The sequence below is a fragment of the Rhodococcus sp. P3_B8 genome (genome assembly GCF_056402775.1).
Genome location: NZ_JBFUGT010000055.1, coordinates 1 through 12,410 on the forward strand (window position 1 = coordinate 1; position 12,410 = coordinate 12,410).

Below are 12,410 nucleotides of genomic sequence, written 5' to 3' on the forward strand. Positions count from 1 at the left end.
CTGTCGAGAAGTTCGCGGAGCCGTGCGCGAAGTCCAGGAGGATCGCGCGGCGACCGTGGTTGCGGCCGATCAGCCACACCTTGCGGGTGAAGAGGCGCTTCTCCTCGGTGGTCTGCATTCCCAGGACCATCCACCGGTCACGGACTCCCGGCTCGCCGCGCACGCTGTCGGTTGCCACGGGGTACCCCACGTGCGAGCGCACCGACGCCTGCAGTGGTTCCGGTAGTTCGCTCAGACGGCGATGGGCGACGACGAGGAGGTGCAGCCTGGCGTACTCGCGGAGCAGCCGGTCCGGCCAGTCGGCGCGGGTGGCCACGACGATCGGCAGGCGACGCAGGGCGGACGCGACGCCGGGCGCCTGCGCGTCGACCATGCGGGCGGCGATGGCGTCGAACGCGGATGCCGAGATGCCGGCTGCGCCGAGCCCGCCGCGGATCTGGTCGGTGAGCCACAGGTCGAGTTCGTCGAGGCCCGCCGTCACCCGCTCGGTCCGGCGTTCGGTGGCCTTCGCACCGGCCGTCGTGGTGGCGGCAGCCGCCGGCGCGGCTGCCCGCCCCGCTCTGCGGCTCAGCCAGTCCGCCGCGAACGGCGGCGGTTCGGACCGCTCCGGGACCCGGCCGTGCGACCAGATCAGCAACAATCCGAGCGTGTGTTTGCAGGGAAATTTCCGGCTCGGGCACGAGCAGTTGTACGCCGGCCCGGAGAGATCGACGACCGATCGATAGGGGCTCTTGCCGCTGCCCTGGCACAGTCCCCAGAGCGCGCCACCGTTGCTGCCCGTCTCCGACCACGCGGCCGACAGCTTTGCGGCGGCAGCGAGCGAGCCGGCATCGGGGGCGACCGATGCGACCTGTCCCTCCGACCAAGGCGACGTCACTCCGCCACCGTAGGGGAGTTGTCCGACAGGAAGGGAGGAGGGTGCTCGGAATTGTCGGCCAACTTCGGTGTGGACGTCGGTCTCCCGTGTCAAGCTGTCGTCAGGTACGACAGCGAGGGAGTGGGCCGGTGATCCACGGAAGGTATTTCGAGTTCAAGGGTCGTCCCGCCGTGCGGTTCCGGTGCACGTACCCGTTCCCCGTCCAGAGGCTGTGGGAGGCCGTGTCGGAGCCGGACGAGCTCGCGCACTGGTTTCCGTCACGGGTCCGCCTCGACACCTACGCCGGCGGCGACATCGAGTTCTTTCCGGAACCGCACAGCGACCCCGAGACGGGGACGGTCCTCGTCTACGGCGCCCCGTGCACGCTGGCGTTCACGTGGGGCGGGGACGAGATCCACTTCGAGGTCGAGCCGACCGCGGACGGGTGCGCCCTGACGCTCGTCAACGTTCTCGAGGTCCGCAACACGGCAGCCAGGAACGCCGCCGGGTGGAGTGTCTGCCTCGCCGACCTCGACCGGCACCTCGACGGCTCCGACGCGCCCGGTCACCGTGGAGATGCGTCCGCGGACTGGCGCCCGTTTTATCAGACCTATTTGGGGGAGGGGATGCCGTCGGGTGCGCAGATCCCCGGGGAGTCCGCCTGACCGTGGCCGGCGACGGTCCGGCGTCGAGGGCGTTCGAACAGGCTCTCCACGTCGGATGCCGGCTCGTCCGGCTCCTCGACCGCGATGTTCCCGCCGGTCCTCAGCCATCCGTTCCGCAGCGACGATGTCAACCAGTTGTCCAGCGCGGCTTGGGTTTCGAACTTCAGCACGATCACGCAGACATCGGAGGTGCTGCTCTCCTTCAGCCATCCTCCGCCGAGGAATCCGGGAAACAGCCGGGCCAGCCCGAGTCCGGTCTGGATCCAGTCGGCGAACTCCTCGTCGCAGCCGGGAAGGACCCGGCGGACGATGGTCGTCGTGACGGACGCATCCACCGGCCCGGCTGTTCCGGCGCCCTCGGCCGCGTGCTCCATCGTTTCCTACCTCGGTTCCGCTCACCCCCGTGACACGTGCCACCTCAAACTACCAGCGGTTACGACGTCACAGGTCGTAGAAGGGCGCGGCGTACCTGAACGTGCCGGTGATGCTCGGATTCCAGCGTGCGAGCCGGCGGACCTGGAAGTGGGACGACCACGAGGGCTGGTCCGGCTCGATCCCGACCGACGTTCCGGAGACGAAGCCGAACCGCGGGTAGTAGTCGAGGTGACCGAGCAGTGCCACCAGGGGTTCGTCCCTGGCGTCGGCGCCGCCGAGTGCGGCGTGCATCAGTGCCGAACCCACGCCGTCGCGCTGGAGGTCGGGGAGCACGCCGATCGGGCCGAGCGCGAGTACGTCCGTGGAGTCGACGGTCGCGCGGGTCAGGCACACGTGGCCGGCGACGGACCCGGCCAGTTCGGCGACGAGGGACAGCTGCGGAATCCACGCGTCGCCCGACCTCAATCGGGTCACGAGGCCGACCTCGAGGGGAGTGTCGCCGTCGAAGGCCTGCCGGTGCACCTCCGCCACCGCGTCGATGTCGCCCGGATTCTCGCGTCTGATCAGCATGCGGACAGAGTGTATCGACGGGCCCGCGGCCGCAACGGATTTCTGACGGCGCCCGTTGTCCGGCCGGTAGCGGTGGACGGAAAGCGTTCTCCAATTGTGACCGTGTGACGATTCGGGCCGAATGAATTTCCGAACGATCGATAGCAGTATGGGCAGAACGTGAGTCGAGCGAAGGACAAAGGGAATCGGGGTGCGGGTGGTCGAGGCCAGAGTGGTCGGATACAGTTGCGGTGTGCAACACAACGAGGTCGAGCCGGAGGAAACGCCCGCGTCGGGCGTGGTGGCCGTCCATGACGAACTCGTCCGCCTCGTCCGTCAACTGGTTGCCGATGACCGTCCTCCCGTCGGATCCCCGACGTTCGCTCAACATTCGCTGCTCTCCTTCGTCGCCCGCAATCCGGGATGCCGGGCCACCCAGATCTCGGACGCATTCGGCGTGCACCGCTCCACGGTGTCGCGTCAACTCCGGGGCTGCATCGACGAGGGGTGGGTGCACGCGGAGCCGGGACCGCTCCGCAGCGGTCATCCGTTGAGCCTCACCGACGGCGGCGTCGCGGTGCTGGCCGGCGCCGACGCACGCCGCGTGGAGGAAGTCCGCGACCGGGTGGCCACGTGGTCGGACAGTGAAATCGCCGCGTTCGCCCGGCACCTCCGGAAATTCCGCCAGGGCGGCGACACAGACCACGACAGCATCGGAGACGACACCCGTGCGTGAGTACACCAGCGCCCCGACGTTCACCGTCTCCGACCACGAGAACGCCGTGCTGAGGGTGTTCGCGCACGCCGAGAGCCATCCGGATCGGGTGATGTACACACGTCCCGAGTCCGGTGGGTGGGTCGACGTGACGGCCAAGGACTTCGGCGCGCTCGTCATCGGGGTCGCGAAGGGTTTGATCGCCAACGGTGTCCAGCCCGGCGACCGTGTGGCACTGCTGTCGTCGACGAGATTCGAATGGTCGCTGCTCGACTACGCGATCTGGGCGGCCGGCGCCGCGTCCGTCCCGATCTACGACTCGTCCTCGCACGACCAGATCCGGTGGATCATCGAGGATTCAGGGGCGGTCGCCGCGCTCGTGGAGACTCCGGCCCACGCGTCGAGTTTCGAGGGTGACGGCATCCCCTACACGCTGAAGCGCATCCTCACCATCGACGAGGACGCGGTGGGCACGCTCATCAAGGACGGGTTGTCGATCGACGATTCCGAGGTGTTCAAACGGGTGGTGGCGCTGACCGCCAACGATCTCGCCTCGCTCGTGTACACGTCCGGGACCACGGGCCGTCCCAAGGGCTGCACCCTCACCCACCGGAACTTCCTGTCGGAGGTGCGGGCGTTGCTCGCGGCACCGATCGGTGACGTCGCCCGGCCCGGCAACCGCGTCCTGACGTTCCTTCCGCTGGYGCACGTGCTGGCGCGCGCGGTGTCGCTGGCGATGTTCGAGGCCGGCGCGACGCAGGCACACTGGTCCGACTTCGGCACGGTCACGGGCGAATTCGAACGTTTCCGGCCCAACACCATTCTCGGTGTACCCCGCGTGTTCGAGAAGGTGCGGGACGGTGCGGCGCGCAAGGCGGCGTCGGCGGGCGGCCTGCAGAAACGGATCTTCGACTTCGCCGAGACCACGGCGGTGGCGTACAGCGAGGCCCAGGACACGGGCGGTCCGTCGCTGCGACTCCGGCTCGAGCGTGCGCTCGCCGACAAACTCGTCTACGCGAAACTCCGTGCCGCCCTGGGCGGCGACTGCTGGTGGGCGATCTCCGGTGGCGGGGCCCTCATCCCGAGGCTCGGTCACTTCTTCCGCGGCATGGGAGTTCCGGTCTACGAGGGCTACGGTCTCACCGAATCGACTGCCGCGCACTGCGTGAACGTCCCCGGCGCTCAGAAGATCGGGACGGTCGGTCAGCCCCTGGACGGCAACAGCGTGCGCATCGCCGCAGACGGTGAGATCGAACTGCGCGGCGGCGTCGTGTTCGGCGGCTACTGGCGAAACGAACACGCCACCCGGGACGTGCTGGACGACGGCTGGTTCCGCACCGGCGATCTCGGCGACCTGGACGACGAGGGCTACCTCACCATCACCGGCCGCAAGAAGGATCTGCTGATCACCGCCGGCGGCAAGAATGTGTCGCCGGGGCCCCTCGAAGACCGGCTGCGCTCGCACACCCTCGTCTCGCAGGCGGTCGTGGTGGGCGACGGCCGCCCGTTCATCGGTGCCCTGCTGACGGTCGATCCGCAGGAATTCGACAAGTGGAAGTCCGCGCACGGCAAGCCGTCCGACGCCACGGTGGCGGACCTGCGCGACGACGAGGAGCTGCGCGGGGACCTGCAGGACGCGGTGGACGACGCGAACACCACCGTCTCGCACACGGAGTCGATCAAACGGTTCGTCGTCCTCGGCCGCGACCTCACGGAGGCCGACGGAGAGCTGACCGCCACCCTGAAGATCAAGCGTCCCGTGGTGACCGAGCGCTTCGCCGACGACATCGCGAGCCTGTACCGGCGGGGCTGACCCGTTACGGTGGCGGCATGACAACAGCTTTCGTTCTGTCGGGTGGGGCGAGCCTCGGTGCCATCGAGGTCGGCATGTTGCAGACCCTGATCGGCAGGGGAATTCGGCCGGACCTCATCGTCGGCACGTCCGTCGGCGCGCTCAACGGCGCCTGGCTCGCCGGCGGCTCCTCCGACGCAGATCTGCGTGCACTCGCCGATCTGTGGCGTGGTCTCACCCGCAGTGCGGTGTTCCCCACCGGATTGCTCACCGGATTCACCGGTTTCGTCGGCCTCCGGAACCATCTGGTGTCCAACCGCGCCATCCGGAGGCTGCTGGAGCAGAATCTGCGGTTCGAACGGATGGAGGACGCGCCGATCCCGCTGCACGTCATCKCCGCCGACGTGCTGACCGGCAAGGACGTCCGGCTGTCCACGGGGCCGGCCGTCGACGCCGTCACCGCCAGCGCGGCGCTGCCCGGCATCCTCCCACCCGTGGTGATCGACGGCCGGGCGCTGATGGACGGCGGGGTCGTCAACAACACGCCCATCTCCCATGCAATCGAATTGGGGGCCACGACCGTGTGGGTACTCCCGACCGGATATGCGTGCACCCTCTCGAAGGTCCCCGGAAGTGCCCTGGGCATGGGGTTGCTCGGTGTGACCCTCGCGATCAATCAGCGGCTCGCCCTCGACATCGAACGGTACGAGAGTGCCGCCGACATCCGGGTGGTGCCCCCGCTGTGCCCACTGGACACGAGTCCCGCCGACTTCGGCGACGCCGACGAGCTGATCACGCGGGCACGGGAGCAGACCGCGAAGTGGCTCGACGAGGCGCGGGTCGTCCAGGTCGGTCAGGCCGATCTGCTGTTGCCGCACGTGCACGGATAACCGTCAGCGGCATCCCGCGGTCGCAGGCACCCCGGCCAGTCGCTCGTCGATCCAGCGCACCACCTCGGGCAGCGCGAACACGGCCGCGGTGAGGTGCTCGCCGAACTGCGGGGCGTAGGTGACGTCGCCGCCGCCGCGGCACCACTCCTGCTGCAGCGCGATCACCCCCTCCTCCGGAATCCATTCGTCGCCGAGGAACACCCGCGACGACCCGTGATACAGCAGCACCGGCGTGGCCGGGGTGAGCGCGCCCATCCTGTTTTCGGCGACCACCGTTCGGGCCGTGGGATTGCCGAACGGGTCGGGTACGGCCGCGAACAGTTCGGCGGGAAGCAACGCGATCCCGGCGGGTGCGAGGGCCAGGATGCACTGGTCCTTCAGTGGGGACGTCGCCAGCAGCACACCGAGCGGATTCGCCAGTGTCAGCATTTCCGGATACTCGCGGGCGAGCCCGAGGACGGCGGACAGGTACAGACCCGAACCGAGCTGGCCGTTCATCGTCCTGCGCAGCAAACCGAAATCGGCGGGGATGCCGCCCGCGGCGGCGCCGGCGAGTTCGACGTCCGGCGCGTACGACGGTTGCAGTTGCGCCGCCCAGCCGGTGGCGATCGCACCACCGCTGTAACCCGTCGCGACGACCGGACTGTCCGAGAGCCCGAGACCGGGCAGACGCTTCATGCCGCGGATGCTGTCGAGCACGGCATGACCCGCCATTCGTCCCGCGCTGTACGCCATCCGCGGTCCCTCGTGGTCGGGCACGAGCACCGCGTAGTTCTTCGCGAGGAACAGCGACAGCACCGGTGGGATGTCCAGGTCCAGGGTCTGCCAGTCGTGCACCATCTTGTAGGACGGGGTGCACCGGGCGCCCAGGGAGTCGATGGGCATGTTGTAGGCGACCACCGGTCTCGGTTCCGGCGCCGTCCACGCCGCGGTCGGCACCAGGACCGTCGCGGTCACCGGCACGGGACGGTCCTTGGAATCGTTGGAACGCACCATGATCTGGTGAGCCCGGTGCGGCACCAGCGTGTTCGGGAACGCCCGGAGCGTCACTTCCCGCGAGCGGATGATCTCACCGGCGTCGAACTCCGCGACGTTCGGCGGCCACGCGAAGAAGTCGTCGTCCGGAATGGGGGACGGGAGAATGGATTCGGTGCCCAGGGGCTGGGCGGACACACGTGGGGGATGGACGCAGACGAACGCGGCCGCGCAGGTGGAGAGTGTCATCAGGACCACTGCACGAAACAGCTTCATCGCTACCACCGCCTGAGGTAACTGTCCCAGAATGTAACTGTAACTCCAGTCACATCATCGCAGATCGACACGGGTACAGCGGTGGTTTGTTTTCGTCGCGGGGTGGTTACTGTGTGTGCATGGCGGTCACCGTGGAGCGGGCAGTACTCGAGCAGGCTGAAGACATCGTTCAGATGCACTGGGACGCTGAGGATTGGATCCTGGCCAGGGAACTCGACGCACCCGCCCGGGGTGAGGTGTCGCTCGCCGACGTTCGTGAACAGATCGAGTTCGGGGAATGGCGTGTCGCGCTGTTCGCGGGCATCGTGGTGGGCGCGCTGCGGGTGCTGCGGTCCGACCCCGACGTGTGGACCGAGGACGACATACCGGCCGCCTACGTGGCCCGGGTCATGACAGACCGCCGGCACGCCAGCGCGGGACTCGGCGCCCAGTTGCTCCGGTGGGTCGACGAGCACGCCCGCTCCGAGGACGCGTCCGTCGTCCGGCTCGAGTGCGTCGAAACCAACGCCCGGCTACGCGACTACTACGAGGAGCAGGGATTCTTCCTGGTGGGTCGCAGGGACTTCGACGTGGAATGGCCGAGCGTCGTGCTCATGGAGAAATCCCTGCGCTGACCGTTCACAGCGGGTCGAGGATACGGTGCAGGAACTGGCGCAGTCTCGGCCCGGTCGGGTTGGCGAGTACGTCTCTCGGTGTGCCGCGTTCGAGTACGACGCCGTTGTCGACGAACAACACCTGATCGGCTACCTGCTGCGCGAACCGGATCTCGTGGGTCACGATCACCATCGTCCAGCCCTCGGTCGCGAGATCCCGGATCACCCGCAACACCTCGCCGACCAGTTCGGGGTCGAGTGCGGACGTGGGCTCGTCGAACAACATCAGTTTCGGTTTCAGCGCGAGCGCCCGGGCGATACCGACCCTCTGCTGCTGGCCACCCGACAGCTGATACGGGTACTGGTCCGCCTTCTCCGCCAGGCCGACCTGGGTGAGCAACCGCATCGCGTCCGCGCGCGCCTCGTCCCTGGGGCGTTTCTGCACCACGATCGGCCCCTCGGTGACGTTCTGGACCACCGTCTTGTGCGGAAACAGGTTGTGGGCCTGGAACACCATGCCGCTCTGCCCGCGGAACGTGGCCAGCGTCGACCGGTCCACCTTGGCGCCGAAGTCCACGGACACGTCGCCGATGGAGATCGTCCCGCGGTCCGCCACGTCCAGGGCGTTGAGGGTGCGCAACACCGTCGTCTTGCCGGACCCCGACGGCCCGATGATGACGGTCACCGTTCCGGCCCCCACGTCGAAGCTGATGTCGCGCAGGACGTGATGCTCGCCGAACGACTTCTCGACGCCGGATACCTGAAGCAGGGGAGGGGTGTCGGTCATTTGGCCACATACCTGTCGAGTCGGGCTTCGAGCCGGCCCTGGACGGCCGACAGGAAGATGCAGATCACCCAGTAGTACAGGGCGGCGACGCTGTAGAGGGCGAAGAAGTCGAACGTCGGTGCGGCGGCGAGCTGGGCGACGCGCAGCAGTTCGGTCACCAGGATCGTCGATGCCAGCGAGGTGTCCTTCACCAGCGAGATCAATGTGTTGGACAGCGGCGGCACCGCGACCCGTGCGGCCTGCGGCAGCACGATCCGCTGCAGTGTGGTGGTGTACCCCATCCCGATGGTCTGCGCGGCTTCCCACTGGCCCTTGGGGATCGACAGGATCGCCGACCGGATCACCTCGGCGGCGTACCCGCCGACGTTGAGGCTGAACGCGATCACGGCCGCCGGGAAGGGGTCGAGAACCACGCCGAACTGGGGCAGCGCGTAGAACACGATGAACAGCTGCACCAGGAGAGGCGTGCCGCGGATGATGGACACGTAGAAGCGGGCGATCACCGACAGCGGTCTGATCGACGAGATCCGGGCGAGCGCCACCAGCAACGCGATCACGAGCCCGATGGTGAAGCTGATGATCGTCAGCGGAATCGTCATGGTGACCGTGGCCTTCAGCATCGGCCACAGGTTGTCCAGGATCAGCTGGACTGTTGCGTCGTCCACAGGCAGGCTCTCAGTTGGTCGGTGCCGAGACGTCGGTGCCGAAGTACTTCTGCGAGATCTCGGCGAGCGTTCCGTCGGCGCGTAGTTCGTCCAGGGCCTTGTCGATGTCGGGCATCAGACCGCTGTCCTTGCGGGCCGCGAACGCCTGCTCGCTCGTGTCACCGGTTTCGGCAGCCACTTTCACACCGGTGTCGTTCGTCTGCTTCTGGTATTCGGCGACGGCCAGATTGTCGTTGACGGTGGCGTCGACGCGGCCGTCCTTGAGCAGAGTGATGGCCTGCACGAAGCCCTCGACGGATTCGACGTTCGCACCCGCGTCCCTGGCGACCTGCGCCCAGTTGCTCGTCGCGGACTGCGCCGTCGTCTTGCCGTTCAGGTCGGCGAGCGAGGTGATCGAGTTGTCGTCGGCGCGGGTGACGATCACACCCTCGGAGTAGGTGTACGGCGTCGACAGGTCGTACTTCTGGATGCGTTCGTCGTTGACGGTCACCTGGTTGGCGACGAGGTCGTAGCGTTTCGCTTCGAGGCCCGCGAAGATCGAGTCCCACGGTGTCTGCGTGAACTCGACGGAGACGCCGAGTTTGTCACCGACCGCGCGGATGACATCCACGTCGTACCCGGTGAGCTGACCGTCGGGGCCCTGGTAGCTGAACGGTGTGTACGTGCCCTCGGTGCCGACCTTCAGTACCCCGGCCTCGCGAACCTGGTCGATGACCGGCCCCGAGTCGGAGTTCCCACACCCCGCCAGCGACAGCGCGGTCAGGACGGTGATCAGGACGGCCGGAAGTGTGCGTCGCACGGGGTGCCTCCTCTGTCGGCGGATCAGCTAACCGTACTGGTCGAACGCTACCCGGATAGGATCTTCCGAGTCCCCTCAGGAAGAAGGATTGTCTCGCTGTGCCCTCTCTCGCTCTCCGACGGCCGGTGTGGCTGCATCCGACGGTGTTTCGTATCGAGTCGTTGTCCGCGCTCGTCGTGGCGATGGCCCTCATCCCGGAGGCGTTGTCGTTCTCCATCATCGTGGGGGTCGATCCGCGGGTGGGCTTGTTCACCGCCGCGATCATGGCGATGACCATCGCGTTCACCGGTGGCCGTCCCGCGATGATCTCCGCGGCCACCGGTTCGGTGTCGCTGGTGCTGGCCCCGCTCATGGCGTCACACGGTTTGCAGTACCTCATTGCGGCCGTCTTCCTCGGCGGTGCGATGCAGATCCTCCTCGCCCTCCTCGGGGTGGCGCGGCTCATGCGGTTCCTGCCTCGCAGCGTGATGGTGGGGTTCTGCAACGCGCTGGGAATCCTCATCTTCGTGCACCAGTTCCCGTATCTGACGGATGTGCCGTGGGCGGTGTACGCGCTGCTCGCCGCCGGGCTGGCGCTGCTCGTGTGGATCCCGAAGCTGACCACGGCGGTGCCCGCCCCGCTGCTGGTGATCGTCGGTCTCACCGCGTTCACCGTCCTCGCCGGTGTCGCGGTGCCCACCGTCGGAGACCAGGGTGAACTGCCCGACGGGCTGCCGACTCTGATCGGGCTGCCGGACGTTCCTCTCACGGCCGACACCCTGCAGATCATCGCGCCGTTCGCGCTGGCGATGGCCGTCGTCGGACTGCTCGAATCGTTGATGAGCGCCAAACTCGTGGACTCCGTCACCGATACGCACTCGGACAAGACGCGGGAGTCGTGGGGCCAGGGCGTCGCGAACATCGTGACCGGACTCTTCGGCGGCATGGGCGGGTGCGCACTGATCGGGCAGACCATCATCAACGTCAAGACCGGTGGCGCGCGAACCCGGTTGTCGACGTTTCTGTCCGGTGCATTTCTGCTGATTCTCGTGGTCGGGCTCGGCGACGTGGTGGGGACCATTCCGATGGCGGCGCTCGTCGCCGTGATGGTGCTGGTGGCCGCCACGACCTTCGACTGGCACAGCGTCCGCACGCTCCGGCGGATGCCGCTGAGCGAGACGATGGTGATGCTCAGCACCGTGGCGGGCACCCTCGCCACCGACAACCTCGCGATCGGTGTGGGTGTCGGCGTGCTGGTGGCGATGGTTCTGTTCGCACGCCGGGTGGCCCACATGGTGGACGTGCGCGGCGAACTCGACGGCGACGTGAAGACGTACCGGGTGAGCGGTCAACTCTTCTTCGCCTCGTCCAACGACCTCGTGTTCTCGTTCGACTACGCCGACGACCCCGGCCGCGTCGTGATCGATCTGTCGGGCGCCACCATCTGGGACGCGTCCACTGTGGCCGCGCTCGACGGCATCACCACCAAGTACGCGAGCCGCGGCACCGACGTCACCGTGGAGGGCCTGAACCCGGTCAGCGAGGAGCGGTACCGCAGGCTGACCGGCCGGCTGGGCGACTAACCCGCGGTTTCCCGCAGGTACGCGAGGTCCTCGGCCAGCCCCTCCGATGGCGTCTCGAGGACGACCGGCGCATCGACGGTGCGCACGACCTCGGCGAGCAGTTCGGCGTCGATGGTTCCGTCGGCGAGGTTGGCGTGCCGGTCGCGGGCCGAGTTGAACTCGTCGCGGGAGTTGTTGAGGTGCACCAGGTCGATGCGTCCGGTGATGGCCTTGATGCGTTCGACGACACCGACCAGTTCCTCGCCGCCCGCCCACGCGTGACAGGTGTCGAGGCAGAATCCGGCGCCGAAATCGCCGACCTCCTGCCACAGCCGGTCGATGGCGTCGAAGTGCCGTGCCATCGCGAAGTCGCCGCCCGCCGTGTTCTCGATCAGGATGGGGACCGGGAATCCGCCCTTGTCGGCCTGACGTTCGAAGAGTTTGCGCCAGTTGACGATCCCTGCGTTCACGTCCTCGCCGTCGCGGACGTGCCCGCCGTGGACCACCAGCCCGAACGCGCCGATGTCGGCGGCGGCCTGCGCCTGCTGCGCGACGGCGTTGCGGGACGGCATGCGGAGTCGATTGTTGAGGCTGGCCACGTTGATCACGTACGACGAGTGCACGACGACGTCGATGGGACTGTTCCGGATCTCGTCGGTCCGCGGATGCGTCGGCGGTTTGTCCCACTTCTGCGGGTCCGTGAGGAACATCTGGATGACGTCGGCGCCGAGCCGTTCGCCGTATCCGATCGGATCTTCGTCCTGGCGGACGTGTGCTCCTATGCGCATGTATCCAGGGTAGGGGGTGGGTGTGACGAGGTGCCTTGTGCTTGTGATCGCATGCTTAAAGCCGGAGGAGATGCATTTTGCGTTCTTCTCGCATCTTAAGCTTGCGATGGCAGTCATAGGTATGGACTTCGAGACGGAATCGGC

At 67.5% G+C, this 12,410-nt stretch carries 14 protein-coding genes; 6 read left to right on the forward strand and 8 right to left on the reverse strand.

The window, feature by feature from the left end; all coding sequences use genetic code 11:
- A partial coding sequence (locus AC1D1G_RS19135; RefSeq protein WP_477953243.1) for an SWIM zinc finger family protein occupies nt 1-877 on the reverse strand: 877 nt, incomplete at its 3' end.
- A gap of 128 nt (nt 878-1,005) precedes the next feature.
- Between AC1D1G_RS19135 and AC1D1G_RS19140 the strand changes: the two genes are divergently transcribed.
- The gene (locus AC1D1G_RS19140; protein ID WP_283331097.1) at nt 1,006-1,521 is read left to right on the forward strand and encodes an SRPBCC family protein; all 516 of its coding nucleotides are present in this window, start codon (nt 1,006-1,008) and stop codon (nt 1,519-1,521) included.
- Here the strand turns inward: AC1D1G_RS19140 and AC1D1G_RS19145 are convergent.
- Nucleotides 1,467-1,895 (reverse strand): antibiotic biosynthesis monooxygenase, encoded by a 429-nt coding sequence (locus AC1D1G_RS19145; RefSeq protein WP_280779974.1) that lies wholly within the window; start codon nt 1,893-1,895, stop codon nt 1,467-1,469. The genes AC1D1G_RS19140 and AC1D1G_RS19145 overlap by 55 nt on opposite strands.
- Before the next feature lie 67 nt (nt 1,896-1,962).
- Nucleotides 1,963-2,466 carry a GNAT family N-acetyltransferase gene (locus AC1D1G_RS19150; protein ID WP_418341658.1) on the reverse strand — a complete coding sequence of 168 codons (504 nt, stop codon included), beginning with the start codon at nt 2,464-2,466 and terminating at the stop codon, nt 1,963-1,965.
- Between the two features lie 190 nt (nt 2,467-2,656).
- Between AC1D1G_RS19150 and AC1D1G_RS19155 the strand changes: the two genes are divergently transcribed.
- The 3 genes from AC1D1G_RS19155 to AC1D1G_RS19165 are packed head-to-tail and all read left to right on the forward strand — an operon-like array spanning nt 2,657 to nt 5,842.
- Complete coding sequence (locus tag AC1D1G_RS19155) at nt 2,657-3,181, forward strand: MarR family winged helix-turn-helix transcriptional regulator (protein ID WP_105418891.1); 525 nt, start codon at nt 2,657-2,659, stop codon at nt 3,179-3,181.
- The gene (locus AC1D1G_RS19160) at nt 3,174-4,973 is read left to right on the forward strand and encodes an AMP-dependent synthetase/ligase (RefSeq protein WP_477953246.1); all 1,800 of its coding nucleotides are present in this window, start codon (nt 3,174-3,176) and stop codon (nt 4,971-4,973) included. The genes AC1D1G_RS19155 and AC1D1G_RS19160 overlap by 8 nt, the downstream gene beginning before the upstream one ends.
- 17 nt (nt 4,974-4,990) lie before the next feature.
- Nucleotides 4,991-5,842 carry a patatin-like phospholipase family protein gene (locus AC1D1G_RS19165; RefSeq protein ID WP_477953247.1) on the forward strand — a complete coding sequence of 284 codons (852 nt, stop codon included), beginning with the start codon at nt 4,991-4,993 and terminating at the stop codon, nt 5,840-5,842.
- 3 nt (nt 5,843-5,845) lie between these two features.
- On the opposite strand, the gene AC1D1G_RS19170 is transcribed toward AC1D1G_RS19165, so the two are convergent.
- The gene (locus tag AC1D1G_RS19170; RefSeq protein WP_477953248.1) at nt 5,846-7,093 is read right to left on the reverse strand and encodes a lipase family protein; all 1,248 of its coding nucleotides are present in this window, start codon (nt 7,091-7,093) and stop codon (nt 5,846-5,848) included.
- Nucleotides 7,094-7,212: 119 nt separating this feature from the next.
- On the opposite strand from AC1D1G_RS19170, the gene AC1D1G_RS19175 reads away from it, so the two are divergent.
- Nucleotides 7,213-7,707, forward strand: a complete 495-nt coding sequence (locus AC1D1G_RS19175) for a GNAT family N-acetyltransferase (RefSeq protein WP_061044573.1) — start codon at nt 7,213-7,215, stop codon at nt 7,705-7,707.
- Nucleotides 7,708-7,711: 4 nt separating this feature from the next.
- On the opposite strand, the gene AC1D1G_RS19180 is transcribed toward AC1D1G_RS19175, so the two are convergent.
- From AC1D1G_RS19180 to AC1D1G_RS19190, 3 genes are read right to left on the reverse strand one after another with little or no spacing between them, the layout of a single operon-like run.
- Nucleotides 7,712-8,473: an amino acid ABC transporter ATP-binding protein gene (locus AC1D1G_RS19180; protein WP_477953250.1), complete on the reverse strand. Its 762-nt coding sequence runs from the start codon at nt 8,471-8,473 to the stop codon at nt 7,712-7,714.
- Nucleotides 8,470-9,138, reverse strand: a complete 669-nt coding sequence (locus AC1D1G_RS19185) for an amino acid ABC transporter permease (RefSeq protein ID WP_009474599.1) — start codon at nt 9,136-9,138, stop codon at nt 8,470-8,472. The genes AC1D1G_RS19180 and AC1D1G_RS19185 overlap by 4 nt, the downstream gene beginning before the upstream one ends.
- Before the next feature lie 10 nt (nt 9,139-9,148).
- On the reverse strand, nt 9,149-9,937 hold the full coding sequence (locus AC1D1G_RS19190) for an amino acid ABC transporter substrate-binding protein (protein ID WP_477953251.1): 789 nt from the start codon (nt 9,935-9,937) through the stop codon (nt 9,149-9,151).
- Nucleotides 9,938-10,035: 98 nt separating this feature from the next.
- Here AC1D1G_RS19190 and AC1D1G_RS19195 point away from each other — a divergent pair, with 98 nt between their 5' ends.
- A complete protein-coding gene (locus AC1D1G_RS19195) occupies nt 10,036-11,499 on the forward strand; it encodes a SulP family inorganic anion transporter (RefSeq protein ID WP_283331105.1) in 1,464 nt (487 codons plus the stop codon).
- Here the strand turns inward: AC1D1G_RS19195 and AC1D1G_RS19200 are convergent.
- On the reverse strand, nt 11,496-12,266 hold the full coding sequence (locus AC1D1G_RS19200; RefSeq protein ID WP_283331106.1) for a deoxyribonuclease IV: 771 nt from the start codon (nt 12,264-12,266) through the stop codon (nt 11,496-11,498). The genes AC1D1G_RS19195 and AC1D1G_RS19200 overlap by 4 nt on opposite strands.
- Between the last annotated feature and the right edge of the window lie 144 nt (nt 12,267-12,410).